Source organism: Billgrantia lactosivorans (genome assembly GCF_003254665.1).
Lineage (GTDB): Bacteria > Pseudomonadota > Gammaproteobacteria > Pseudomonadales > Halomonadaceae > Halomonas > Halomonas lactosivorans.
This window is the reverse complement of the sequence record NZ_QHGY01000002.1, coordinates 534,381-559,031: the sequence shown is the minus strand read 5'-3', so window position 1 is coordinate 559,031 and position 24,651 is coordinate 534,381. Positions and strand designations below refer to the sequence as shown.

Below are 24,651 nucleotides of genomic sequence, written 5' to 3'. Positions count from 1 at the left end.
GTCCCGGAACGCGGGCAGACGCTACTCGTCGAGGAACGAGCGCAGCGGCTCCGAACGACTCGGATGGCGCAGCTTGCGCAGCGCCTTGGCCTCGATCTGGCGGATCCGCTCGCGGGTGACGTCGAACTGCTTGCCGACCTCCTCGAGGGTGTGATCGGTGTTCATGTCGATACCGAAGCGCATGCGCAGCACCTTGGCCTCGCGCGCGGTGAGTCCGCCGAGCACGTTGCGGGTGGCCTCGATCAGGCCCTCGCCGGTGGCCAGGTCGACCGGCAACTGCATGGTGCTGTCCTCGATGAAGTCACCCAGGTGCGAGTCGTCGTCGTCGCCGATGGGTGTCTCCATCGAGATCGGCTCCTTGGCGATCTTGAGCACCTTGCGTACCTTGTCCTCGGGCATCTCGAGGCGCTCGCCCAGCTCCTCCGGCGTCGGCTCGCGCCCCATCTCCTGCAGCATCTGGCGCGACACGCGGTTGAGCTTGTTGATGGTCTCGATCATGTGCACCGGGATACGGATGGTGCGCGCCTGGTCGGCGATCGAGCGGGTGATCGCCTGGCGAATCCACCAGGTGGCATAGGTCGAGAACTTGTAGCCGCGCCGGTACTCGAACTTGTCGACCGCCTTCATCAGGCCGATGTTGCCCTCCTGGATCAGGTCCAGGAACTGCAGCCCGCGGTTGGTGTACTTCTTGGCGATCGAGATCACCAGGCGCAGGTTGGCCTCGACCATCTCCTTCTTGGCGCGACGCGCCTTGGCCTCGCCAATGGAGAGCCGACGGTTGATCTCCTTGAGCTCCGACACCGGCAGCTGGACCATCTCCTCCTCGAAGGCGATACGGCGCTGGGCACGCTGGATGTCGGCACGCAGGGGCTCGAGGCGGTCGGCGTACTTGGCGTTCTCGCCGATGAACTCGTCGACCCACTCCTGGCGCGATTCGTTGCCGGGAAACGCCTTGATGAAGTTCTTGCGCGGCACCTTCGCCTTCTTGACGAACAGCTGCATCACCGTCTTTTCCTGAGCGCGGACCTGCTCGACGCTGATACGCACCTGGCCGACCAGGCGCTCGAAGTGCTTGGGTACCAGCTTGATCGGCGAGAACAGCTCGGCCAGGCGCTCCATCTCGGCCTGGGCCTGCGCACTGCCGCGGCCATGCCTGGCCAGCGCCTGGCGAACCAGTTCGTTCTGCTCGCGGATCTGCTCGAAGCGCGCCCTGGCTTCCTCGGGGTCGGGACCGCCGGTGCTCTCCTCCTCCGCCTCGCCGGCATCGTCGTCGTCGTCATCGCTGGCGTCATCGTCGTCGGCGTCGGTGCCGCTGACCTCCTCCTCGGGAAGCTCGGCCTCGGCCACGCCGGGAATGCCTTCGTCAGGGTCGATGAAACCCGAGAACAGGTCGGAAAGGCGGCCGGGGGCCTCTTCGTCCTGGGTGGCGTCATAGGCCTCGAGAATCGAGTCCACCGCACCAGGCAACCAGGCCAGGGCCGACATCACCTCGCGCGTGCCCTCCTCGATGCGCTTGGCGATCTCGATCTCGCCCTCGCGGGTCAACAGCTCCACGGTGCCCATCTCGCGCATGTACATGCGCACGGGGTCGGTGGTGCGGCCCACGTCGCTCTCCACCGCCGCCAGGGCAGCCACGGCTTCTTCGGCAGCCGACTCGTCGGCGGAGTGATCGGACATCATCAGGGTATCTTCATCGGGGGCTTCCTCGACGACGCTGATACCCATGTCATTGATCATGCCGATGATGTCTTCCACCTGATCGGGATCGGCAATATCCTCGGGGAGGTGGTCGTTGACCTCGGCGTAGGTCAGGTAACCCTGTTCCTTGCCACGCGCGATCAACTCCTTCAGACGTGACTGCTGCTGCGCATTTCCAGCCATAGAAACCCTATCTCGACGAAGAAGAATGAAGCACCTGAAGCGCTGGGGTGGAGAAAACTCATGAAGCCCAATAGTATAGCGGGAAACATCGCGAGCCCGCCAGTGCGGCCCATTTGCTCGATCACTCAGGTGTGTTAGTTTAAACGGTTATGCTGCCAGCACCGGTTACGCCCACACTCCCTGTGTGGGGGTGAACGGCGGAGAAAACAACCCCGCCGATCAGCGCTTCAGCTCAACCAGCAATTCCTGCAGACGCTGCCGCGCCTCCCGCGACAGGCGCTCGCCCCCGCGCTCTTTCGCCAGCAGGGCCTCGAACTCCTCCTGCGGCGACTGGCGCTGGCGATGCCGCACCAGGTAGTCGACCAGCCCCTCCAGCTCCTTGCCGCGGGCCTCGCGAGGTATCAGCATCTCGCGCCGGGCCAGCGCCGCCAGGCGCTGGCCCTGGGCACTGCCCTGGAAATGGGCCAGCACCACCTGGGGGCTGCGGTAGCGTCCGGCACGCAGCAGCCGCACCAGCTCGCGGCACAGCGCAGCATCCCCCGCCCCCTCGGGACACCAGTCGTCCTCGGCTGGCAGGCGCTCGACCAGTGTCGGCTCATGCACCAGCAGCTGCAGCACCCGCGCCAGCAACCCCAGCGAGGCCTCCCTGGCCGGCGACACCTCGCTCCCTGGCTCCTGCCCGACAGGCGCCACGGCGGGCGCGACACTCGCCTCGGCCGGTGCCTCCTCCTCCTGGGCCAGCAGCGCGTCGAAGCGCGACTGATCGACCCCCGTACGTCGCGCAAGTTCCCCCAGCAGCACCGTCTGAAGCATCCCGCGCGGCAGGCGACTCGCCGCCTTGAGCACCTGGCTGGCGAAGCGCTCGCGCTCCTCCACTCGTGCCAGGTCGCGCCCCCGTGCCGCCTGGTCGAACAGGAACTCCGACAGCGGGCTGGCGCAGGTGATGCGATCCTCGAAGGCCTCGCGTCCTTCACGCCGCACCAGCGTATCCGGGTCCTCGCCTTCCGGCAGGAACAGGAAGCGCGCCTCGCGGCCATCGATCATCTGTGGCAGCACGGTTTCCAGCGCTCGACTGGCCGCCTGACGCCCCGCCTTGTCGCCGTCGAAGCAGAACACCACCTCGTCGACCATGCGAAACAGCCGGGCCAGGTGCTCCTCGCTGGTGGAGGTACCGAGGGTGGCGACGGCATTGCGGATGCCGAACTGGGCCAGGGCCACCACGTCCATGTAGCCCTCGACGATGACCACCCGCGCCAACCGCGAGTTGGCCTGCCTGGCCTCGAACAGCCCGTAGAGTTCACGCCCCTTGTGAAACACCGGGGTCTCGGGGGAGTTCAGGTACTTGGGCTTGGCATCGCCGAGTACCCGGCCGCCAAAGGCGATGGTGCGCCCGCGTACGTCGCGGATCGGGAACATCACCCGGTCGCGGAAGCGGTCGTAGGTACGCCCGCTCTCCTCGCGCTGCACCAGCAGGCCATATTCGACCTGGACGGACTCCGCAATGTCCCTGGCGCTCAGGTGGCGCTTGAGGGCCTCCCAGTCGTCCGGGGCATAGCCGATGCCGAAGTCGCGCTGCACCTCCTCCGAGAGGCCGCGCCGAGCCAGGTAGTCCCGCGCCGACTGCCCTTCGGGCATCTTCAGCCGCTCGCGATAGAAGCTGGCGGCAAGCTCGAGCAGGTTGACCCCCTCCTGGCGCTTACGTTCCCGTGCCTGGGCACGCGGATCGTCGGCCCCTTCGCGCGGCACCTCGAGGCCCAGCCTCGAGGCCAACTGCTCCACCGCCTCGGGGAAGCGCAGCTTGTCGTACTCCATCAGGAAGCGCAGTGCGTTGCCGTGGGCGCCGCAGCCGAAGCAGTGATAGAACTGCTTGTCGGCGCTGACAGTGAAGGAGGGCGTCTTCTCCTGGTGGAAAGGGCACAGGCCGGAATAGTTGCGCCCTGCCTTCTTCAACTGCACCCGCTCGCCCACCACTTCGACCACGTCGACGCGTGCCAGCAGGTCATCGAGGAAACGCTGAGGGATCTGGCCGGCCATGCAGGTCTCGCCACCTCCCATCGGGGTAGAAGAAGTTCAGGGGTAGAACGGGTCGCGAAAGACAAGCGGCCACCTGACGGCAGCCGCTTGGTCATCCTTCCAGAAGCACCGCTGCCCAGGGCGTCGGAGCTTCCTTAGTACGGATCAATAGAGCCGTTCGAAACGCTTGCGCTCACGCTGGAGCTTCTTGGCGTGACGCTTCACCGCGGCGGCCGCCTTGCGCTTGCGCTCCGCAGTCGGCTTCTCGTAGTGCTCGCGACGACGCACTTCGGAGAGGATGCCGGCTTTTTCACAGGAACGCTTGAAACGGCGCAATGCGACGTCGAACGGCTCGTTATCACGTACTTTGACAGAAGGCATTAAGCACTCACCTACCTTAGAATCTTGAGTTCGGTTAGAACGCACACCCTGGCCGCCGCCTGAAGCAGGCGCCGGGCGCACGACCCAATTGTACAGCGCACGATAGTTTAGTCGGCGACACCAGGCATTGCAAATTCGAGTGGCCGAAAGCGGGATGGCCGCGCGCCGATTTGCTAGAATGCCGTCTTTCACGCTTCACGAGCCTGCCCCATGCGAGTCCTTGGCATCGAGACCTCCTGCGACGAGACCGGCGTCGCGATCTACGACACCGACCGCGGCCTGCTGGCCGACGCCCTCTACAGCCAGGTCGCCATGCATGCCGAGTTCGGCGGCGTGGTGCCGGAACTCGCTTCCCGCGATCACACCCGGCGTCTGCTGCCGCTGATCCAGCAGGTACTCGACGAGGCGGGGATGGCCCGCACCGAGCTGGAGGCGATCGCCTATACCGCCGGGCCGGGGCTGGTCGGGGCGCTGATGGTCGGGGCCAGTACCGCCCACGGCTTGGCCCGCGCGCTGGGCATCCCGGTGCTCGGGGTGCACCACATGGAGGGGCACCTGATGGCCCCCATGCTCGAGGCGTCGCCGCCCGCCTTTCCCTTCGTCGCGCTGTTGGTCTCCGGCGGCCATACCCAACTGGTGGAGGTCCAGGGCCTGGGCCGCTATCGCCTGCTCGGCGAATCGGTCGACGACGCCGCGGGCGAAGCGTTCGACAAGACCGCCAAGATGCTCGGGCTGGCCTACCCCGGCGGCCCCCAGGTGGCGCGGCTGGCCGAGACGGGAGACCCGGGGCGTTTCCGCTTTCCCCGCCCGATGACCGACCGCCCCGGCCTCGACTTCAGTTTCTCCGGGCTCAAGACCCATACCCTGACCACGCTGCGCCAGCTGGAACGGGACGGCGAGCTGGACGAGCAGGCGCGCGCCGACGTGGCACGCGCCTTCGAGGAAGCCGTGGTCGAGACCCTGGTGATCAAGTGTCGGCGAGCGCTGGACGACACCGGGCTCAAGCGCCTGGTGATGGCCGGCGGCGTCAGCGCCAACACGCGCCTGCGCGAGCGCCTGGCCCACGAGGCGGGCAAGCGCAATGCCAGGGTCTACTACCCGCGTGGCCGCTTCTGCACCGACAACGGCGCCATGATCGCGCTGGCCGGCGCGCTGCGCCTGCTCGCTGGCGAGCGTGATGAGGTCGGCAGCATGAAAGCGGTACCGCGCTGGCCGATGGAGACCCTCGCGGCACCGGCCGGCGGCTGACGGCGCGCCGCTAGAGCCCTGGCTCGTCACCGTGGCGCAGGCGCCGGATATTGAGCAGATGACGCACCAGCACCAGTGCGGTGAAGGCGATCACGACCAGCACGTAGTCCGGCGCCAGCCACAGGCTGGCCAGCGGGGCGATACCGGCGCTGGCCAGCGACGCCACGGCTGCGGTGCGCACGCGCCAGGCCAGCAGGGTCCACAGCGCCGCGCAGCACAGCGCCACCCAGGGTGTCAGCACCAGCAGCACGCCGAAGGCGCTGGCCACCGCCTTGCCGCCGCGAAAGCGATGCCAGGGCGGATAGCTGTGCCCCAGCAGCACGGCCAGCCCGACCACGCCCTGGGCCCAGGGGGACAGGCCCAGGGCCATGGCCAGCCACAGCACGGGCATGCCCTTCACGGCGTCGAGCAGCAGGGTAGCCGCCGCCAGCCGGCGGCCATGCAGGCGCAGCACGTTGGAGAAGCCGGGATTGCCCGAGCCCTCCTGGCGAGGATCGCCGACCCCCGCCAGGCGGCAGACCCATAGCGCCCCCAAGCAGGAGCCGCTGACATAGCCCAGCAGCGCCAGCGCCAACAGCAGCAGTAGCCCTTCGACCGTCACCCGGTCCCGCCTCCTTCACACGCGCCCTTCGCTGCATGATGCCAGCCCCGGCGACACGGGGACAGCAAACTGTCCTTCCCCCACCTCGCTCAGTACAATCGGGCCTTCTTTTTCTCGTTGGGAGCCGTGCATGGACCGCATACTGATCGAGTCTCTCGAGATAGAGACGGTGATTGGCGTATACGACTGGGAGCGCACCATTCGCCAGCGGCTGACGCTCGACCTGGAGCTGGCCACCGACATTCGCCCGGCGGCGGCCGACGACGACCTCGCCAGGACCCTCGACTACGCCGCCATCAGCCAGCGTGTCGCCAGCTTTGCCGCCGAGCACGACTTCGCCCTGGTCGAGACCTTCGCCGAGCGCCTCGCTCAGCTGCTGATGCACGAATTCGGCGTGCCGTGGCTGCGGCTGACGCTGCGCAAGCCGGGTGCCGTACCCGCCGCGGCAGCCGTGGGCGTGCGCATCGAGCGGGGCACGCGCCAGGAGAGTGCTCGATGACCCAGGTCAGCGTCAGCATCGGCAGCAACATCGACCGCGAGTTCCACGTCCGGCGCTGCCTGGACGCCCTCCACGACACCTTCGCCGGCCTCGCCATTTCGCGCGTCTACGAGAGCGAGCCGGTGGGCTTCGAGGATGGCCACAATTTCTACAACCTGGTGGCGGCGTTCGACAGCGACTGGACGCCGGGGGAGCTGCAGGCGTGGTGCAAGCGCATCGAGCGCGATCATGGCCGACGCGAGGGCACTCCCAAGTTCAGCCCGCGTACGCTGGACATCGACCTGCTGACGGTCGGCGACCTTGTCGGCGAGCATGACGGCGTCCTGCTGCCGCGCGGCGAGATCCTGCATCACGCCTTCGTGCTGCTGCCGCTGGCCGAGCTGCTGCCGCATACGCCGCACCCCGAGGACGGACGCACCTACGCCGAGCTGTGGTCGAGCTTCAGGAACGACCAGCAGCGCCTGTGGCCGATCGAGTTCGACTGGCCTCGCCGGCCGTCGCGATAGGCCGCGCCGAGCCAGCCGCGGCGGTTACCCACCGGCCAGCTCGCGCGCGAGGAGGGCCCGCCGCCGCCGGGCCAGCTCCTGGCCCAGCGCACCGCCACGAAACCCCTCGCCGAACAGGTGTTTCGCGTCCAGCTGCGACACCGCCCGCCAGGCCCGATCGAGCGTCTCGGCGAGAGCCGGGGCATCCAGTGCCAGCAGCGCGATCAGCGGCGGCACGCGTTCACCGCGCCGCCAGGCATCGATGCCGTCCAGCCACTCCTTGACGTCATCCGCGCCGGGCGACGCCTGCTGGCGCAGCCGGCGGGTGAGCGCGGCCTGGCGCCCCAGGTCGCGATAGCGGCGCGGCAGCCGCAGGCGCTCGGCCAGCGCCTCCTGCCGAGTATCGTCGAGGTGTTCCACCAGCCGCGCCCAGCGCCAGCGGGGACGCTCCTCGTCGGCGACCCGATCGGGCAACCTGGCCAGCCGCGCCAATGCCCGCTCGAACGCCGCCCGATCCTCGACGAGCTCCGGCATCAGCACCGCCAGCGCATGGCATTCGTGCAGGGTACGGAAGTAGACCGCCGGGTCCGCCTCGCCCAGCGCCTTCTCGGTCTCGGTCCAGACCCGCTCGGCCACCAGATGGGCGAGTTCGCCGCTCGCGGCGAGCTGGCGCATCAGCGCCCGGGTCTCGTCGGCGATGGCGAAGCCGAGCCGGGCGTAGCGCGCCAGGAAGCGCGCGGTGCGCAGTACCCGCAGCGGGTCCTCGACGAAGGCCGGCGAGACATGCCGCAGCAGCCCGGCCCTCAGGTCGGCCAGGCCGCCGTAGGGGTCGACCAGCTCGCCCTCGGGCGTCTCGGCCATGGCGTTGATGGTCAGGTCGCGGCGGGCCAGGTCCTCCTCCAGCGTCACGTCGGGGCTGGCGTGAACCTCGAAGCCGGTATAGCCGTGGCCGGACTTGCGCTCGGTGCGCGCCAGGGCGTACTCCTCGTGGGTCTCGGGATGCAGGAAGACCGGAAAGTCGCGCCCCACCGGGCGGAAACCGCGGCGCTGCATCTCCGCGGGGGTCGCCCCCACCACCACCCAGTCGGTGTCGGCGGTGGGCCACCCCAGACGCGCGTCGCGCACGGCGCCCCCCACGCGATAGACCTCGAGGCCCTCGAGGCCGCGCTGGCGTGACGGGCTCATGGGCGGCCGCGCTCCACCCGCTCGGGCAGGCGGTGCTCCCATTCGCTGAAGCCGCCGTCGAGGCTGTAGACCTCGGCGAAGCCCTGGCCCGCCAGCCAGGCCGCAGCCTGCTGGCTGGAGTGTCCGTGGTAGCAGACCACCACCAGCGGCTGCTCGCGGGGCGCCGATTCGAGCAGCGCCGGCACGCCGTCGTTGTCGAGGTGGCGGCTTCCGGGAATGTGGCCGCCGGCGAAGCTCATGGGATCGCGAATGTCGACCAGGGTGAGTGGGTAGTCGGCATCGATCCAGGTGGTCAGGGTATCGATGGTCAGGTGTCGGAACGAGGGGGTCGCCATGGGGGCCTCCCGGGTGGCAGATCGTGGTCAGCGGCGCTGGCGGCTGGGCACGCCGATGCGCTCGCCGGTCGAGAGGTTCAGTGCGGTGAGGCTGCCGCCCCAGACGCAGCCGGTATCCAGGGCCTCGGCATGCACCCGGGCGCCTTCGGCCCGCCCTTCCAGCGCCGCCCAGTGGCCGAACAGCAGGCGTACGTCATCATGGCGGGGATAGCGGAACCAGGGGGCGAATCCCGCAGGAGCGCTGTCGAGCCCCGCCTTGGCGCTGAAGTCGAGGCAGCCGCCGGCATCGATGAAGCGCATTCGCGTCAGCACGTTGACGATCACGCGAAGGCGATCGAGGCCATCGAGGGAGGCCTCCCAGCAGGCCGGCTCGTTGCCGTACATCCGCTCGAGGAAGTCGCCGCTTCGCTCGCTGCCGAGTCGCTCCTCGACCTCGCGGGCCAGGCCTGCCGCTTCCTCCTCGGACCAGCGGGGCAGGAGACCGGCATGGGTCATCAACGTATTTCCATGCCCCGCAAAATCCTGGCGCACCAGCAACGGGCGCGACTGCAACCAGTCGAGCAGCGCCTCGCGGTCGGGAGCGGCGAGGATCGCGTCGAGGGTGTCCTTGCGGTTGAGCCTGGCGCCGCCCCGGGCCACCGCCAGCAGATGCAGGTCATGGTTGCCAAGCACGGTCAGGGCGGCATCGCCGAGCGCGCGCACCTCGCGCAGGCAGGCGAGCGACTCGGGGCCGCGGTTGACCAGGTCCCCCGCCAGCCACAGCCGGTCGCGGCCAGGGTCGAAGTCGATCCGTTCCAGCAGCTCGACGAACTCGGCATGGCAGCCCTGCAGGTCTCCGATGGCATAGACGGTCATGACACTTTCCCTTGCGGCACGGTTTGGGTGCCCGGGCGGCCCGGGCCGTGGACGTCAGTGTACCTGGTTGGGCCCGGCCAGGCGGAAGGGGGCGATGGCGACCTCGAAGGGGCGCTGGCTGGCGGTATCGACACAGGTATAGGCCCCCTCCATCACGCCGACCGGGCCGTCGAGAATGGCGCGGCTAGTGTAGCGGAAGGTCTGCCCGGGGCCGATCAACGGCTGCTGCCCCACCACCCCCTTGCCGCGCACCTCCTGCACCTTGCCGCTGCCCTGGGTGATTCGCCAGTGCCGCGCCAGCAGCTGGACGCTGCGCCTGGAGTGGTTGTGGATCGTCACGGTGTAGCTGAACACGTAGCGCGACTCGTCGCGGGAGGATTCGTCGTCGCGAAAGGCCGGCTCCACGTCGACCAGCACTTGCCGTTCCAGCGGCGAGTCCGGTGCCTGGGTCATGATGTCGTCTCCGTAGCGGCCAGGTGGTTGGCGATGCGCACGAACTCCTCGACGGCAAGGGTCTGCGGCCGCCGGGCGGGATCGATGCCGAGTTCCGCCAACGCCTCGCCCTCGACCAGCCCCTTGAGGTTGTTGCGCAGCGTCTTGCGCCGCTGGGCGAAGGCCTGGCGCACCACAGCGAACAGCAGTGCCTCGTCGACGGCGGGCCACGGCAGCTCGGCAAAGGGGGTCAGCCGGACGATGGCCGAATCGACCTTGGGCCGCGGCACGAACGCCTCCGGCGGCACCGTGAACAGGTCGTCGACGCGGCAGCGATACTGCGCCATCACCGAGAGCCGGCCCCAGTCGGCGCCCCCCGGCTCGGCCGCCAGGCGATCGACCACCTCCTTCTGCAGCATGAAGTGCATGTCGGCGATGGCGTCGCCGGCCTCGAGCAGGTGGCCGATCAACGGGGTCGAGATGTTGTAGGGCAGGTTGCCGACCACCCGCAGCGGCTCGCCGTCGCCACGCAGGGCGCGGAAGTCGAACTTCAGCGCATCGCCCTCGTGGACGACGAAGCCGGGGTGGTTGAAGAACTGCACGCGCAGGCCCGGAACCAGGTCGCGGTCCAGCTCGATCACCTCGAGGTGGCCTCCCGCCGCCTCGAGCAGCGGCTCGGTCAGGGCGCCCTGGCCGGGGCCGATCTCGACCAGCCGGTCGCCGGGGCGCGGCGCGATGGCGCGCACGATGCGCGAGATGATGCCGGGGTCACGCAGGAAATTCTGGCCGAAGCGCTTGCGAGCGCGATGAACCGGCGGGCGCGAAGCCATGCAAGAGTCCTTGTCTGTCGTTCGTCAGGAAACGGGCGCTGCCTTGCCGCGGCGGGCCATCTCGGCGGCCAGCGCCACGGCGACCCTCAGGCTGCCCGCATCGGCCAGGCCGCGGCCGGCCAGGTCCAGCGCCGTACCGTGATCCACCGAGGTGCGTACGAGCGGCAGTCCCAGCGTGACGTTGGCGGCCCGGCCGAAGCCGGCGTACTTGAGCACCGGCAGGCCCTGGTCATGATACATCGCCAGCACGGCATCGACGCCGGCGAGATGTCGCGGCGTGAACAGGGTATCGGCCGGCAGCGGTCCGTCAAGGGCGAAGCCTTCGCCCCGCAGTCGCTCGAGGCAGGGCCCGATCACCTCGAGTTCCTCGCTCCCCAGGTGCCCCCCCTCGCCGGCGTGCGGATTGAGGCCGCACACGGCGATGCGCGGTGCCGTGACGCCGAACCAGCGCCTCAGGTCCGCGTGGAGGATGCGCAGGATGCGCTCGAGGGCCGGCCCGGTGATGGCATCCGCCACCTCGCGCAGCGGCAGATGGGTGGTGGCCAGCGCCACTCGCAGCGCCGCGCTGCCTCGCCACCCGGCCCGGCCGGCATGCAGCGCACTGTCGGTTGCCAGCAGCATCACCACCTCGTCGACGCCGCAGGCGTCGCGCAGGTACTCGGTGTGGCCGCGAAACCCGGCATGACCAGCGTCGAGGATCACCCCCTTGTGCAGCGGGGCGGTGACCATGGCATCGGCCTGCCCGGCGTGGCAGGCGGCGATTGCCACGTCGAGGGTCTCGAGCACGTAGTCGGCATTGGCCTCGGCGAGCCGGCCCGGCCGGCTCGGCTCGCGCAGCGCCACCGGCCATACCGGCAACACACCGGGGCGGGATTCCGGCACCGGGTCGCCCGGCTGCAGTTCGCGCAGCTTGACCTCCCGGCCCAGCAGCCCGGCGCGCTCGGCCAGCAGCGCCGGGTCGCCCACCGCCACCACCCGCCCGGAGGGGGGGGCTTCCAGCGCCAGTTGCAGGGTCAGCTCGGGGCCGATGCCGGCGGGTTCGCCGCTGGTCACGGCCAGCACGGGAGCGGAGCACCGCATGGCGTTCAACCGTCGCTGGCGAGCCGGTTGTCGACGAAGGCCTCGGCGCGAATTTCCTGGAGCCAGGCGTCGAGCGCCTCGTTGGCCTTGCGCTGGAACACCATCTGGCGCGCCTGCTCGGGGCTCACGTTGCCACCCTGCTGTTCGATGAAGCGTTCGACCTCGCGGTTGCTGACATTGACCCGGCCGCCCACCTGGCGCTGGTGCAGCTCGCGCAGCAGCATCTCGCGACGAATTTCCTCGCGTACGGACGACATGCTCAGGCCGTCGGCCTCCAGCGCATCGGCGAACTGTTCGAGCGTCATGTCGTTGCTCTCGGCGATCTCGCGGATCTGCCGGTTGAGGGCGGTATCGTCGACGCTGAGACCGGCATCCGCGGCCATCTGCAGCTGGATCTCCTCGAGGATGACCTGCTCGAGCACGCGCTCGCGCAGCATCGCTTCGGGGGGCGTCCCCTGGCCCTGGGCGGCAAGCTGGCTACGCGCCTGCTCCATGCGCTCGTCCAGCTGGCTCTGCATGATGGCCTGCTCGTTCACCACGGCCACGATGCGATCCAGGGATTGCCGCTGTGCCGGCTGGAAATCCTGGGCCAGGGCGGCCAGCGGCACGACGCCAAGGCACAGGACCAGGCCCAGGGTGGCGATCGGCGTTATCCGCATGTCTCTCTTTCCTCTCTTCTCTTTCACTGGTTTGGCACCCCGAATCGATTAGAAAGCCGTGGTGCGGTAGCCCGGAATGGCTCGTTCGAAGTAGTCGCCGGCATCGCCGCCGACTCCGCCCAGTCCCTTGAACACGAAGCGCAGGAAGATACCACGCTCATTGGTATCATCTTCCACTCTGGCAGTGTCGTTATCCTCGACCCATTCGCGCCAAACGAGCTGCAGACCATAGCAGCAGTCGTTCCACTGCACACCCGCTACCTGATCGAGCATACGCTCATTGGTGGCGTCATAGAGCGCACGACCTATCAGATCCACCCGTGGCGAAAACCGCCAGGCGAATGAAAGATCGTATTCCTCTCGGTTGTAATCACGAAACTCGTCGTCGTCCGGCTCTACCGAAGGATCGAACCCTTGGAGTTCCCAGCGGTAGCCGAGGTTCAATACGTGGCCGGCGAGACTGCGATAGCTCAAGTCAAGGGAGGTGCGCTCGGTACGCTGCCGCTGGTCATCGTAGATCCACTGCCAGCGACTGCTCCAGACCTCATTGATCTGCCAGTCGAGCCGGGTCACCACGGAAGATCGGTCGCGTGTGGCGTTGTACCACGGCTCGAAGCTGCCGCCACGCTCTGGAGCGAGAGGTAAAGTATCCGCGTTGCCGTCCATGTCGATATGACGATCATCGAAGTAGAATGCCTGACCTACGCCGAACGCCAGCCGCTCCCGCCCGCGCGCATCCTCGAGCAAACGCGAGTCGACGCCCAGCGAGATCCGGTTGAGATCCCCCACACGGTCAGCACCCGAGAAGCGGTAGGGTGACCAGAGCTGGTTCCAGGAGAAGGCGCGCTCGCTGGTGTCGAAGTCGGGAAACTCGCTCTGGTCGCGGGCCGGCACGTAGGCATAGTTGAATCGCGGTTCGAGGGTCTGGCGGTATTCCCGCCCGCCGAGTTCGAGTTCGCGCTCGAAGACCAGGCCGCCATCCAGCGAGGCAACCGGGACCGCCCGCTGCAGCGAGGTGTCGCGCTCGGTCTGGCGCTCGCCGTAGTCGAGGTCGTAGGCGGTATAGAGCCACTCCACCTGCGGCTGCAGATGGCCCCAGGACTGGTCGAATCGCCAGCCGGTGGCGGGCGAGAGGTGCAAGCGACTGCCGATGGCGGACTCCCGCAGCGGGACCCGGTTGCGATCCACGTCGCGCCAGAAATAGGTGACGTTGGAACGCCACTGCTGGTACCCCCCCCCCGGCTGCGACCAGCGCGCATTCGCGGCCAGGCTGGGAAGGCGGTAGAAGGGCTTGTCGCGATCGCGCAGCGGGTCGTCCAGCTTCTGGTAGCCCTGGGCCCGCGCATCCAGGTTCCAGACATCGCCGCGATAAGCGAGCTGGGCCAGGCGCGGCATGTTGTTGGGGTCATCGCCGAAGACGCTGCCGAAGTCGTCGAAGTAGCGCCCGTCGCTGGCCGCCCCATAGCGCAGGTTGTAGCTCGTTCGCGTGTCGAAACGCCCGCTGTGGAGGTAATCGACGTACCAGCGATCCTCGCCCTCGAAGCGCCGCGACGAGTCGCCCGAATCGCCGGAACCGCCATCGTCGCTGGAGAGGTAGGCCCCCTCGATCTGGCCGGCGTCGCTGGGGAAGAGGTAGCGATACTCGCCCGCGAGCAGCAGGCCGCGATCGCTGATCCAGCGCGGCGTGATGGTGGCGTCGTGGTTGGGCGCGATGTTCCAGTAGAACGGCTGGGCGTAGTCCAGCGAATCGCCGGAGAGGCCGAGCTCAGGCCAGAGAAAGCCGGTGTGGCGGCGGTCGTCGATGGGAAACCGCACCCACGGCCAGTAGAACACCGGCACACGCCCGACCTTCAGGCGCGCGTGACGCGCGGTGCCGAAGCCGCTCTCGCGATCGAGCACCAGGTCGCCGGTGACCAGTTGCCACAGGTTGCTGCCGGGATCGCAGGTGGTGAAGCTCGCCGAGGTGAGTCGGAAGCGGCCATCCTCCAGCCGCTCCAGCTGCAGCGCATCGCCGCGGAGATGCTGGTCGTGCACCACGAAGTGGGCCGTGTCGATGCTGGCGGCGTCGCTGTTCAGCGAAACCTCGCCGGCCTCGCCACGCACCAGCAGGTTGAGGTCACGCAGCGCGAGCGGCCCCTCGGCGTGGGCTCGATCACGGGCGGCCGGCACGCTCACCCGCGGCGACTCGAGCTGGCTGTCGCCACGCCGCAGGATCACCTCCCCACCGAGGATGGTCTCGCCCTCATCGCCGTAGTAGGCGGTATCGGACTCGGAGCGTACCTGGCCGGGTTCGTCGCCGGCCGGCAACCGGTAGGCCGGCGACACGTAGACGCCTCGGCACAGCGCCTCGGCCGGCCGATCGTCGGACCACGGGCGCCAGTCGAGCTGCCAGGCCGGCAGCGGCTCGAGCGCCATCGTCTGCGGCGCCCCCATCAGGCCGGATGTGATCAGGCCGGCCAACGCCGCTCCTGCATGTCGCTTGCCCATGGTCCCTCGATGTCCTTGGCGAAGAGAATCGGTATTATACAGACCGCACCCAGCCTGTCGTATGCGACTGACCGCTCAGCATGCGGCGGCGCCCCACGAGCGTCAACCGGCAGCGCCCGGCACACAAGGAGCCAGCATGACCACGGTCGACACCGCGACGCGATTCGACGCCCTGCGCCAGTGGGCGGCAGGCCAGCACGGCCTGCCTGCCGCGGCGCTCGACCTGCGCCTGGCCGCGGGCGACGCCAGCTTCCGCCGCTACTTCCGCCTGCGCCTGCCCGACGGCCGCTCGCGCATGCTGATGGACGCCCCGCCGGCCCAGGAGGACAGCCGCCCCTTCGTCGAGATCGCCCGGCGCTGGCGAGCCGGCGGCCTGCCGGTCCCGGCGCTGCATGCGGTGGACCTCGAGGCCGGCTTCCTCGAGCTCGACGACCTGGGCGACACGCCGCTGCAGCACCGCTTCGCCGGCAGCGATCACGCCGACACCCTGGCCTGGCACGAGCGGGCCATCGCGCTGATCCACGCGCTGCAGAATCGCGCCGGCCCGGAGGCACTGCCGGCCTACGATGCGCCCCTGCTCGGCCGCGAGCTGGACCTCTTCCCCGAATGGTGTCTCGAAGGCTGGCTCGGCCTCTCCCCGCCGCCCGGCTGGACCGATCTGCGCCAGGCACTTATCGACTCCGCCCTGGCCCAGCCGGTGGTCACGGTGCATCGCGACTTCGACGCCATGAACCTGATGGTGCAGGACGAACGGCTCTACCTGATCGACTTCCAGGACGCCGTGGCCGGCCCCATCAGCTACGACCTGATCTCGCTGCTGCGCGGCCGCTACTGCCGTTTCCCGGCGCCGCGCTTCGCCGCCTGGGTCGAGGCCTTCCGCCGGCAGGCGATCGCCGACGGCCGCCTGCGCGGAGCCGTCACTCACGAGACCTTCCAGCGCCAGGCGCAGGCCATGGCCGCGCAGCGCGCGCTCAAGGTGCTCGGCATCTTCTGTCGCCTGACCCTGCGCGATGGCCGCGCCGGCTACCTCGAGCGCCTGCCGCACTTCCTCGGCCATCTCGAGGAGAGCCTCGTCGCGCTGCCCGAGCATGCGCGCTTCCAGCGCTGGCTCGCCGAGACATTCCGGCCCTCGCTGGAGAGGCGCCTGGCTGGCGGCAGCGCCCCGGAGGCGACATGAAGGCGATGATCCTCGCCGCCGGCCTGGGCAAGCGCATGCGCCCGCTGACCGACCACTGCCCCAAGCCGCTGCTGCCGGTGGCCGGCAAGCCGCTGATCGTGCACCACCTGGAGCGGCTGGCGGCGGCCGGCATCCGCGAGGTGGTGATCAACGTCAGCTATCGCGCCGAGCAGATCATCGAGGCGCTGGGCGACGGTGGCCGCTACGGGCTGCGCATCGCCTGGAGCCGCGAGGCGACCCCGCTGGAGACCGGCGGCGGTATCCGCCAGGCGCTGCCGCTGCTGGGCAGCGCCCCCTTCCTGCTGGTCAACGGCGACGTCTGGTGCGACCTCGACCCCGCCGCCCTGCCGCCGCTCGGCGACGACCTGGCCCATCTGGTGCTGGTCGACAACCCCCGCCATCACCCCGGCGGCGACTTCCATCTCGACCCCGCCGGCCGGGTGCGATCCGGCGGCGAGCCGCGCCTGACCTTTGCCGGCCTCAGCCTGATCGCCCCGGCCCTGGTGGCCGCACGCGCCCCGGGAGAATTTCCCCTGGCACCGCTGCTGCGCGAGGCGATGGACGCCGGCCGCGTCGGCGGCAGCCATCATCGCGGGCGCTGGGTCGACGTGGGCACGCCCGAGCGTCTGGTCGAACTGGATCGGGAACTGCGCCAAGGCTGAGTCACGCCCCGCACAGTGGTAAGCTGCCCGCATCAACGCTTCGATAAGGAAATCCTGCTCATGAAAGCCAGCGTCAAGTGGACCGACGGACGTCAATTCGTTGCCGAATCGGGCAGCGGCCACAGCGTGGTGATCGACGGCCCGCCCGATCATGGCGGCCGCAATACCGGGCCGCGCCCGATGGAGATGCTGCTGATGGGTATGGGCGCCTGCACCTCCTTCGACGTGCTGGAAATCCTCGAGAAGTCGCGCGCAGGCGTCACCGACTGCGTGGCCGCCGTCGAGGCCGAGCGTGCCGACACGGTTCCCGCCGTGTTCACGCGGATCCATGTCCACTTCACCGTCAGCGGGCACAATCTCAAGGAGAGCCAGGTCAAGCGCGCGGTGGAGCTCTCCGCCGAGAAGTACTGCAGCGCCTCGATCATGCTGGCCAAGGGCGGCGTCGAGGTCACCCACTCCTACAGCATCGTCGACGACTGACCGGCGGCATTGCCCCCTGGACCGCACAAGGCCCGCGCGTGCGGGCCTTGTGCGTCTCGTCGCAGCGGCTACACAGGCGGCGCATCCACGTGGCGCCACAGGTAGAGCGCCAGGTGCGAGCGGTAGGGAGCGAAGCGCGCCGCGGTGCGCAGCGTCTTGCGCCGCGGGCTGGTGAGGCGTTCAAGAGTCTTGCGCGCGGCCACGTCGCCCTCGGGCCAGACGTCGGGCTCGCCGAAGTAGAAGATCGAGATCATGTCGGCCGTCCACTGACCCACGCCCCACAACGCGGTCAGCCGCCGGGAGCGCTCGGCATGGTCCAGACGGCGCAACTCCTCGGCCTCGAGCCGCCCGGCCCTGGCTTCCTCGGCGATCAGGCACAGCGCCCTGGCCTTGGCCCCCGACAGGCCACAGCCGCGCAGCATGTCCTGGTTCGGCTCGCTGAGGAACGCCATCAGCGGCGCGTCGCCGGCGGCATCGACGACTCGCGCCCAGATCGAGCGCGCCGCCTTCACCGACAGCTGCTGCCCCGCGATCGAGCGGCACAGGCGCTCGGCCAGCGGCCGGCTGTCGTCGGCGGTCAACGCAACCGGCCCACCACGCTCGATGGCATCGGCAAGCTGCGGGCTCAGCTCGCGGGCGACCTCGACGCAGCGTCGATGGATCTCTTCCGTCATGACATGGCGCTCAGAGTCGATAGACGCTCTTGGTCATCACCTTGGACATCAGGCTCATGCCGAACTTGACCGGCGCCGGAAAGCGCGCGCCACCGGCTTCCAGCGCCAGATGGGCGTGGTGCGCCTCGTCGATGGCCATCTGGCGCAGCACCGCCCGGGAGCGACGATCGCCCGCGGGCAGCTTGGCCAGGTGTTCCTCCAGGTGCTTGCCCACCTGCTCCTCGGTGGCGGCGACGAAGCCCAGGCTGATCCGGTCGCCAATCGCCCCGGCCACCGCCCCCAGGCCGAAGGAGGCGGCATAGAAGACCGGGTTGAGCACGCTGGCATGGCTGTCGAGCTCCTGCAGCCGCTCGTCGCACCAGGCCAGGTGGTCGATCTCCTCCTGGGCCGAATGCTCCATCTGGGTGCGCACCTCGGGAAGCTTGGCGGTGCAGCCCTGGCCCTGGTAGAGCGCCTGGGCGCACACCTCGCCAGTGTGGTTGACCCGCATCAGCCCCGCGGCATGGCGCCGCTCCTCGGCCGTCATGTCGTCGTCCCGGATCTCCGCCGTTGCCGGCGAGGGGCGCGACGCCACCGCGGCATGGGGCACCAGGGTGCGCAGCACCGTATCGAACTGATGGATCAGGTTGTCGGCATGGGAGTAGTTGCGGTTCATCTCGCTCGTTCCTGTACGACGCTTGCGCTACGCGGCCTTGCTGTCCGCGGCGGGAGGGCAGCCTCACTCGGACGCCCGGCAGGGTGCGGCAAGCACGGCAGCGCCACCCTGCCGGGTGGCGCCATGATCAGGTGCACCTGATGCGTCGCACGCCTCGACGCGCGCGGCTTGCTCCGCATAGCGCCGGCTAGCCAGCCGGCCAAGTAAAGCGTCGACCGCCCATCAGGTGCATATGAACATGATAGACGGTCTGCCCGCCTTGGTCATTGCAGTTCATCACCACGCGGTAGCCGGCGTCGGCGAAGCCGCGCTCCGCGGCCAGTCGGGCGGCGACCCGCGGCAGCTTGCCGACGAGCGCCTGGTCCGGCTCCTCGATGTCGTTGAGCGTGGCGATGTGTCGCTTGGGAATGACCAGGATATGGGTCGGCGCCTGGGGGTTGATGTCGTTGAAGGCCAGCACCTCGTCATCCTCGAAGACGATGTCGGCCGGGATCTCGCGCTTGACGATCTTGCAGAAGAGACAGTCTTGCATCGGCTCGAGCTCCTGTCGGTTGCCGGGAGGGGGCTCCCGCGGTGGGGCCACCCTCAGCGAAAGCGCCGCTGGGCCAGCAGGTGGCGCACCAGCGGCGCCAGGATCAGTTCGATGGCCAGCGACATGCGCGCACCGGGCACCACCAGGGTGTGCGGACGGCTCATGAAGGAATCCTGGATCATCGCCAGCAGCCAGGGGAAATCCACCGTCGAGGGGTCGCGGAAGCGAATCACCACGAACGACTCGGCGTCGTTGGGGATGTCCTGGACCTCGAAGGGGTTGGAGGTGTCCACCGTCGGCACGCGCTGGAAATTGATATGGGTGCGCGAGAACTGCGGCTGGATGTAGCGCACGTAGTCGTCCATGCGGCCCAGGATGGTGTCGATCACCGCCTCCTGCGAATAGCCGCGCATCTTGATGTCGCGGTCGATCTTCTGGATCCACTCGAGGTTCATGGTCGGCGCCACCCCCACCAGCAGGTCGACGTGGCGGGCGATGTCGTGCTCCGCCGTGACCAGGCCGCCGTGCAGCCCCTCGTAGAACAGCAGGTCGGTACCGCAGGGCAGCGGCTGCCATTCGGTGAAGGTGCCGACCTGGTAGCCGGCCTCGATCATCTGCTTGTCTTCGGCGTGGATGTAGTGCCGGAAGGTGCCGGTGCCGTGCTCGCCGTACTCCTGGAACAGCGCCTCGAGGCGGTCGAGCAGGTTGGCCTCCACGGCGAAGTGCGAGAGCTGGTTCTTGCGCTCGGGCTCCTCGCGGAAGATGCGCGCCAGCTCCTCGCGGGTGTAGCGATGGAAGGCGTCGCCGTCGACGAAGGCGGCATGCACGTCCTCGCGGGCGAACATGCGCTCGAAGGTTCGCTTCACCGTGGTGGTGCCGGCACCTGACGAACCGGTCACGGCGATGATCGGATATTCGCGAGACATCAGGCCTTCTCCGCTCCGCCGAGGGCCTGGCTGACGGCATCGGGGATGACGACGCTGTGCCCCTGGGCCGGATCCACCAGCACCAGGTTGAGGCGAGCGGTGGCCACCGGCCGGCCGCCCTCGGCATGGCATACGCGATGAAAGACCGCGATCGCCCTGCCCCTAGGCGCCGGGATGGCGGTCTCCACCACCAGCGCGTCGGGCCAGCGCGCCTCGGACTGGTACTGCACGGCAAGATCGGCCACCACGCTGGGAAACCCGCCCATGTCCCATTCGCTCAGCCCAAGTGAGCCGAACGCCTGGATGCGCGCCTCGTGGAGCAGCGACACCAGGGTATCGTGGCCCAGGTGGCGACCGTAGTTCATGTCGGTGATGCGCACCGACAGCGGCTGTCGGTGCACGATGGCCGACTGGGGAAACTCCAGCTTGATGCGTTCCATGCGCTCTCCCTGACGCTGGTTGTCGGGCCGCGGCACCCGGATGGCGGAATCAGCCGGCCTGCCGCTCCCGGGCGACCGCCCGGTAGGCGATGTCGCGACGGAACTGGGCGCCTTCCCAGCGGATCGCCGCCACGCCCTGATAGGCCAGCTCGCGCGCCTCGGAGACGCCGTGCCCCAGCGCGGTAACGCACAGCACGCGCCCGCCGCTGGTCACGATTCGCCCCGGCTCCCCCTCCGCGGTTCCGGCATGGAACACCTTGCAGCCGGTCGCGGCGGCGGCGTCGAGACCCTCGATGGCGTCGCCCTTGCGGTAGCTGCCGGGGTAGCCGCCCGCGGCCATGACCACCCCCACGGCGGCGCGCGGATCCCATTCGCAGGTGTGGCCGGCCAGTTCGCCTCGTGCGCCCGCCAGGCACAGCTCGGCCAGGTCGGACTGCAGGCGCAGCATGATCGGCTGGGTCTCGGGGTCGCCAAAGCGGCAGTTGTACTCGATGACCCTGGGGTTGCCCTCGGCGTCGATCATCAGGCCGGCATAGAGGAAGCCGGTGTAGGGATGCCCCTCGGCCGCCATGCCGTGCACCGTGGGCATGATGATGCGCTCCATGACACGCTCGTGAACGCTCTCGGTCACTACCGGCGCCGGGGAGTAGGCGCCCATGCCGCCGGTGTTGGGGCCGGCGTCGCCGTCCAGGGCGCGCTTGTGGTCCTGGCTGGTGGCCATCGGCAGCACCGTGGCGCCGTCGACCATGACGATGAAGCTGGCCTCCTCGCCGGCGAGGAACTCCTCGATCACCACGCGGGCGCCGGCGTCGCCGAAGGCGTTGGCCTCGAGCATGTCGCGTACCGCCGCCTCGGCCTCGGCCAGGGTCATGGCCACGATCACCCCCTTGCCCGCCGCCAGGCCGTCGGCCTTGATCACGATCGGCGCCCCCTGCTCGGCGAGGTAGGCCAGTGCCGGCTCGACCTCGGTGAAGGTGCGATAGGCGGCCGTGGGGATGGCGTGGCGCGCCAGGAAGTCCTTGGTGAAGGACTTCGAGCCCTCGAGCTGGGCCGCGCCCCGGGTGGGGCCGAAGATCGCCAGTCCGGCATCGCGGAAGCGGTCGACCACGCCCTCGACCAGCGGCGCCTCGGGGCCGACGATGGTCAAGGCGATGTCTTCGTCGCGGGCGAACGTTACCAGGCGCTCCAGCTCGGTTGCCTCGATGGCAACGTTGGTCAGGCCCGGCTCGTGTGCCGTGCCGGCATTGCCGGGTGCCACGAAAACCCGCTCGACGCGGGGCGACTGGCCGACCTTCCAGGCCAGGGCGTGTTCGCGGCCACCGCCGCCGATGATCAGAACCTTCATCCGCTTGCTATTCCTGTCTCGTGCTGCACGGGCCCGCTGGGAGCGGCCCGATGTTCGGCTGGGAGGGCGTCGCGGCATTATGGCAGAAAGCTGCCCGCCACGCCGCCCCGTGCAGGCGGCTTGCCCGTCGCCCTCACTTGTCGCCGTCGTCGCGCTTGCCTTTCTGCTCCTTCGGCTCGGACTTATCCGGCTGCCCCTGGCCGATCGCCTGCTGCCAGAAGCGCATGTTCTCCTCGGCCATCTCGCGCATCAGCTCCATGGGCGAATGGCGCATGGCCTGCTGCCACTGGTCCTGCATGCGCTTCTGCTGCTCGAGCATCAGCTGCGTGCCCTGCTCGAGGTAGCGTGCCAGCGGCAGCGGCTGCGCCATGTCGTAGACACGGATGAACTGGGCCAGCAGGTCGTTGGAGAACACCTCGGCCTCGCCGTCGGCCTGCTCCTGCTCGATGATGATCGAAAGCAGGATGGTGCGGGTCAGGTCCTCCCCGCTCTTGGCATCCTCGACCCGGAACGGCTCCTCGTCGAGGACCAGGCGTCGCAGATCCTCCAGCGTCACATAGCGGCTCTGTTGGGTATCATAGAGCCTACGGTTGGCATACTTGCGAATCACGCGCACGATGGCACTCCTTGTTTGGAAGGCAGGCTGCCCTTGGCTGCTATTGTGCACCGCGCCACCGCCCTTGCAAATCGAAGCGACCAACGAGGCCCGATGAACCTGATCCTGCTCACCCCCGAGGAGATCCTCCACGAGCGTCTTGCGTGCCTGCGCGACCCGCGCCGCCTGCGCCACCTGAGGGAGGTCCATCGCGCCCGGGTCGGCGACAGCCTGACCCTAGGGGTGACAGGGGGCGGCATCGGCCGTGGCGAGCTCACGTTGCTGTCGGACGACGAGGCCCGCTTCGCGCTCGCCGGGCTCGACACCCCCCCTCCGCCGGCGCTGCCGCTGCACCTGGTGCTCGCCCTGCCGCGCCCGCGCATGCTGGCCCGCAGCCTAGAGCACGTCACCGCCATGGGCGTGAAGCAGATCACCCTGCTCCACACCCGGCGGGTGGAGAAGAGTTACTGGCAATCTCCCGAGCTCGACCCGGCGAAGCTCCACCAGCACCTGGTGCTGGGTCTCGAGCAGGCGCGCGACACGGTGCTGCCCGAGGTGCACCTGGCCAAGGGCTTTCGCCCCTTCGTCGAGGACCGGCTGCCGGCGCTGCTCGAAGGCCGGCGCGGGCTCGTGGCCCACCCCGGCATGCCCCAGGCCTGCCCGACGGGCCTCAGCGAGCCCGCCGTGCTGTTCATCGGCCCGGAAGGCGGCTTCATCCCGTTCGAGGTGGAGCGCCTGCTCGCGGCCGGCTGCCAAGGCATCCACCTGGGTCCGCGCATCCTGCGGGTGGAAACGGCGGTGGTCGCCTTGCTGGCACGCCTGTTCTAGGCGCTAGTCGTCGGGTTCTTCGGCCTGATCGCTGGCATCGTCCTCGTCGGGGTCATGCTCCACCAGGGTCGCGTCCTCGCCGCAGTCCGGGTCGGTCAGGAAGGTTTCGCGCACGTCCAGAAGCCCCAGGTGCCCGATGGTGCGACGCCCGAGCAGAAGCGGATAGTTCATGTCGCCGCGATCGCGCAGGCTGAACTGCTCTTCAAAGACAGTGTCGCCCATGCAGATCTTCATCAGCACCACGGGGCGCCGATCGACTCCGCCTGCGCCTCGCAGCCTGAGGCTGCGGTACAGCGGCAGCTCCAGCCACTCGGTGAAGGTCTCGCCATCGGCCTCGTCTTCCAGCTTGAGCCGGAAGCGCACCCACTTCTCGCCCTCCTTGTCGAAGCGCTCGATGTCGCGGGCGTCGAGCGAGGAGGTCAGCGCCCCGCTGTCCAGCTTGGCCTTCACCTCGACGCCCCAGGGCTCGAGAGTGCTCTTCTCGACCCAGCCGAACACCGCCGGCCGCTCACCGGCCGAAGCCGCCAGCGGAGCGGCGACAAGCAGCGCTGCCGTCAGGGCCACCCAAGACAGGGGGGCTCGGCACGCCCGCGAGGAAACCGCCTGCCACTGCATGATCATGGACTCACCTCCGTTCTTCGTCGACGCTCAGGACCCTGTGCGACCTGCCGGCACAGGCGTTACGTTTACTACACTGTTCGTGTCACCACGGATCAGGAGGGCGATACGATGACTCAGCCACGTCTGGCAAGGACGACCCTGGCCACCTCGGCCGGCCTGCTCATGGCCGGCCTCGCCATCGACGCACAGGCCCAGTTCGACCCCCAGGGCCTCTACTCGACCCACGACATTCTCGAGGCCGAGGTACACTTCGAGAGCGCTCCCGACAGTGAGCCCAGCGAAGTGGTCGACATCCTTCTCGGCGACGACAGGAAGGTTCAGGCCATCGTGGTCGATACCCACGACTCGGTGGGCCTTGACGGAGATGCCGTGGTCATCACCAACCAGCACTATCGCCTGGTCAACTTCGACGAAAACGGCGAGACCCAGCACGACATCATCGTCGAGACGGACATCGAGGCCGTGGACGCCATGCCTCGCTACGACCGGGAGTGGATGCAGTCCGCCCGAGAACGTGCCCGCGAGGCCTGGGACAGCACCGGCGAAGGGGCTGAGAGCGCCTGGCATCGAACCCGGGAGGGGCTGGATCGCATCGGCGAGAATGCCGAGGACGCCTGGGAGCGCACCCAGGAGGGTGCCGAGCGTGCCGGACGTAGTATCAGCGAGACCCTCGACGAATGGACCAGCGACAGCGACAACTGATCTTTCCGTTGCCGGGCTCTCTGCGGGCCCGGTCGCGGCCAGG

General features: G+C 68.9%; 28 protein-coding genes. 8 read left to right on the top strand and 20 right to left on the bottom strand.

Going from position 1 to position 24,651, the window contains the following annotated elements; translation table 11 throughout:
• Positions 1–21: 21 nt before the first annotated feature.
• From rpoD to rpsU, 3 genes are all read right to left on the bottom strand, one after another.
• Positions 22–1,881, bottom strand: coding sequence for an RNA polymerase sigma factor RpoD (rpoD, locus tag DIS04_RS08300; RefSeq protein ID WP_111413286.1), 1,860 nt, complete (start codon positions 1,879–1,881; stop codon positions 22–24).
• 219 nt (positions 1,882–2,100) lie between these two features.
• Positions 2,101–3,915, bottom strand: a complete 1,815-nt coding sequence (gene dnaG, locus DIS04_RS08295; RefSeq protein WP_111413285.1) for a DNA primase — start codon at positions 3,913–3,915, stop codon at positions 2,101–2,103.
• A gap of 144 nt (positions 3,916–4,059) precedes the next feature.
• Positions 4,060–4,275, bottom strand: coding sequence for a 30S ribosomal protein S21 (rpsU, locus tag DIS04_RS08290; RefSeq protein WP_010629611.1), 216 nt, complete (start codon positions 4,273–4,275; stop codon positions 4,060–4,062).
• Between the two features lie 210 nt (positions 4,276–4,485).
• On the opposite strand from rpsU, the gene tsaD reads away from it, so the two are divergent.
• Positions 4,486–5,523: a tRNA (adenosine(37)-N6)-threonylcarbamoyltransferase complex transferase subunit TsaD gene (gene tsaD, locus DIS04_RS08285; protein WP_111413284.1), complete on the top strand. Its 1,038-nt coding sequence runs from the start codon at positions 4,486–4,488 to the stop codon at positions 5,521–5,523.
• Between the two features lie 10 nt (positions 5,524–5,533).
• Here the strand turns inward: tsaD and plsY are convergent, their stop codons facing one another.
• Complete coding sequence (plsY, locus tag DIS04_RS08280; RefSeq protein WP_422667686.1) at positions 5,534–6,124, bottom strand: glycerol-3-phosphate 1-O-acyltransferase PlsY; 591 nt, start codon at positions 6,122–6,124, stop codon at positions 5,534–5,536.
• A gap of 130 nt (positions 6,125–6,254) precedes the next feature.
• Between plsY and folB the strand changes: the two genes are divergently transcribed.
• Together folB and folK are read left to right on the top strand one after the other, a co-directional pair.
• Complete coding sequence (gene folB, locus DIS04_RS08275; protein ID WP_111413283.1) at positions 6,255–6,623, top strand: dihydroneopterin aldolase; 369 nt, start codon at positions 6,255–6,257, stop codon at positions 6,621–6,623.
• A complete protein-coding gene (folK, locus tag DIS04_RS08270; protein ID WP_111413282.1) occupies positions 6,620–7,129 on the top strand; it encodes a 2-amino-4-hydroxy-6-hydroxymethyldihydropteridine diphosphokinase in 510 nt (169 codons plus the stop codon). Before folB ends, folK begins: the two co-directional genes overlap by 4 nt.
• Before the next feature lie 24 nt (positions 7,130–7,153).
• On the opposite strand, the gene DIS04_RS08265 is transcribed toward folK, so the two are convergent.
• Genes DIS04_RS08265 through DIS04_RS08230 form a run of 8 tightly spaced genes read right to left on the bottom strand, consistent with a single transcriptional unit; the run spans position 7,154 to position 14,971 of the window.
• Positions 7,154–8,293 (bottom strand): tRNA nucleotidyltransferase/poly(A) polymerase-related protein, encoded by a 1,140-nt coding sequence (locus DIS04_RS08265; RefSeq protein ID WP_111413281.1) that lies wholly within the window; start codon positions 8,291–8,293, stop codon positions 7,154–7,156.
• On the bottom strand, positions 8,290–8,628 hold the full coding sequence (glpE, locus tag DIS04_RS08260; RefSeq protein ID WP_111413280.1) for a thiosulfate sulfurtransferase GlpE: 339 nt from the start codon (positions 8,626–8,628) through the stop codon (positions 8,290–8,292). The genes DIS04_RS08265 and glpE overlap by 4 nt, the downstream gene beginning before the upstream one ends.
• A gap of 27 nt (positions 8,629–8,655) precedes the next feature.
• On the bottom strand, positions 8,656–9,483 hold the full coding sequence (locus DIS04_RS08255; RefSeq protein WP_111413279.1) for a symmetrical bis(5'-nucleosyl)-tetraphosphatase: 828 nt from the start codon (positions 9,481–9,483) through the stop codon (positions 8,656–8,658).
• 54 nt (positions 9,484–9,537) lie between these two features.
• Positions 9,538–9,936, bottom strand: a complete 399-nt coding sequence (apaG, locus tag DIS04_RS08250) for a Co2+/Mg2+ efflux protein ApaG (protein ID WP_111413278.1) — start codon at positions 9,934–9,936, stop codon at positions 9,538–9,540.
• A complete protein-coding gene (gene rsmA, locus DIS04_RS08245; RefSeq protein WP_111413277.1) occupies positions 9,933–10,745 on the bottom strand; it encodes a 16S rRNA (adenine(1518)-N(6)/adenine(1519)-N(6))-dimethyltransferase RsmA in 813 nt (270 codons plus the stop codon). Before rsmA ends, apaG begins: the two co-directional genes overlap by 4 nt.
• A 24-nt stretch (positions 10,746–10,769) precedes the next feature.
• Complete coding sequence (gene pdxA / locus DIS04_RS08240; RefSeq protein WP_111413276.1) at positions 10,770–11,825, bottom strand: 4-hydroxythreonine-4-phosphate dehydrogenase PdxA; 1,056 nt, start codon at positions 11,823–11,825, stop codon at positions 10,770–10,772.
• A gap of 5 nt (positions 11,826–11,830) precedes the next feature.
• Positions 11,831–12,484 (bottom strand): SurA N-terminal domain-containing protein, encoded by a 654-nt coding sequence (locus tag DIS04_RS08235; RefSeq protein ID WP_111413275.1) that lies wholly within the window; start codon positions 12,482–12,484, stop codon positions 11,831–11,833.
• A gap of 48 nt (positions 12,485–12,532) precedes the next feature.
• A complete protein-coding gene (locus DIS04_RS08230) occupies positions 12,533–14,971 on the bottom strand; it encodes an LPS-assembly protein LptD (RefSeq protein ID WP_111413274.1) in 2,439 nt (812 codons plus the stop codon).
• A gap of 136 nt (positions 14,972–15,107) precedes the next feature.
• Here DIS04_RS08230 and DIS04_RS08225 point away from each other — a divergent pair, with 136 nt between their 5' ends.
• From DIS04_RS08225 to DIS04_RS08215, 3 genes are read left to right on the top strand one after another with little or no spacing between them, the layout of a single operon-like run.
• On the top strand, positions 15,108–16,148 hold the full coding sequence (locus DIS04_RS08225) for an aminoglycoside phosphotransferase family protein (protein WP_111413273.1): 1,041 nt from the start codon (positions 15,108–15,110) through the stop codon (positions 16,146–16,148).
• Complete coding sequence (gene murU / locus DIS04_RS08220; protein WP_111413272.1) at positions 16,145–16,810, top strand: N-acetylmuramate alpha-1-phosphate uridylyltransferase MurU; 666 nt, start codon at positions 16,145–16,147, stop codon at positions 16,808–16,810. Before DIS04_RS08225 ends, murU begins: the two co-directional genes overlap by 4 nt.
• 60 nt (positions 16,811–16,870) lie before the next feature.
• Positions 16,871–17,290 (top strand): OsmC family protein, encoded by a 420-nt coding sequence (locus DIS04_RS08215; RefSeq protein ID WP_111413271.1) that lies wholly within the window; start codon positions 16,871–16,873, stop codon positions 17,288–17,290.
• Between the two features lie 68 nt (positions 17,291–17,358).
• Here the strand turns inward: DIS04_RS08215 and DIS04_RS08210 are convergent, their stop codons facing one another.
• From DIS04_RS08210 to phaR, 7 genes are all read right to left on the bottom strand, one after another.
• Positions 17,359–17,964: a DNA-3-methyladenine glycosylase family protein gene (locus DIS04_RS08210; RefSeq protein WP_111413270.1), complete on the bottom strand. Its 606-nt coding sequence runs from the start codon at positions 17,962–17,964 to the stop codon at positions 17,359–17,361.
• Between the two features lie 10 nt (positions 17,965–17,974).
• Positions 17,975–18,619 (bottom strand): 2-polyprenyl-3-methyl-6-methoxy-1,4-benzoquinone monooxygenase, encoded by a 645-nt coding sequence (coq7, locus tag DIS04_RS08205; RefSeq protein WP_111413269.1) that lies wholly within the window; start codon positions 18,617–18,619, stop codon positions 17,975–17,977.
• A gap of 187 nt (positions 18,620–18,806) precedes the next feature.
• Entirely contained in the window at positions 18,807–19,151 is a 345-nt protein-coding gene (locus DIS04_RS08200; protein WP_111413268.1) for a histidine triad nucleotide-binding protein, read from the bottom strand.
• A 53-nt stretch (positions 19,152–19,204) separates the two neighbouring features.
• Complete coding sequence (locus DIS04_RS08195) at positions 19,205–20,077, bottom strand: phosphoribulokinase (protein ID WP_111413267.1); 873 nt, start codon at positions 20,075–20,077, stop codon at positions 19,205–19,207.
• Positions 20,077–20,517 carry an acyl-CoA thioesterase gene (locus DIS04_RS08190; protein WP_111413266.1) on the bottom strand — a complete coding sequence of 147 codons (441 nt, stop codon included), beginning with the start codon at positions 20,515–20,517 and terminating at the stop codon, positions 20,077–20,079. Before DIS04_RS08190 ends, DIS04_RS08195 begins: the two co-directional genes overlap by 1 nt.
• 49 nt (positions 20,518–20,566) lie before the next feature.
• Positions 20,567–21,862, bottom strand: a complete 1,296-nt coding sequence (purD, locus tag DIS04_RS08185) for a phosphoribosylamine--glycine ligase (protein WP_111413265.1) — start codon at positions 21,860–21,862, stop codon at positions 20,567–20,569.
• Between the two features lie 133 nt (positions 21,863–21,995).
• Positions 21,996–22,478: a polyhydroxyalkanoate synthesis repressor PhaR gene (gene phaR, locus DIS04_RS08180; RefSeq protein ID WP_111413264.1), complete on the bottom strand. Its 483-nt coding sequence runs from the start codon at positions 22,476–22,478 to the stop codon at positions 21,996–21,998.
• A 93-nt stretch (positions 22,479–22,571) separates the two neighbouring features.
• Between phaR and DIS04_RS08175 the strand changes: the two genes are divergently transcribed.
• On the top strand, positions 22,572–23,285 hold the full coding sequence (locus tag DIS04_RS08175; RefSeq protein ID WP_111413263.1) for a 16S rRNA (uracil(1498)-N(3))-methyltransferase: 714 nt from the start codon (positions 22,572–22,574) through the stop codon (positions 23,283–23,285).
• Positions 23,286–23,288: 3 nt separating this feature from the next.
• Here the strand turns inward: DIS04_RS08175 and rloA3 are convergent, their stop codons facing one another.
• A complete protein-coding gene (rloA3, locus tag DIS04_RS08170; protein ID WP_111413322.1) occupies positions 23,289–23,900 on the bottom strand; it encodes a retropepsin-like aspartic peptidase RloA3 in 612 nt (203 codons plus the stop codon).
• A 114-nt stretch (positions 23,901–24,014) separates the two neighbouring features.
• On the opposite strand from rloA3, the gene DIS04_RS08165 reads away from it, so the two are divergent.
• Positions 24,015–24,608 (top strand): hypothetical protein, encoded by a 594-nt coding sequence (locus DIS04_RS08165; protein WP_111413262.1) that lies wholly within the window; start codon positions 24,015–24,017, stop codon positions 24,606–24,608.
• Positions 24,609–24,651 lie beyond the last annotated feature (43 nt).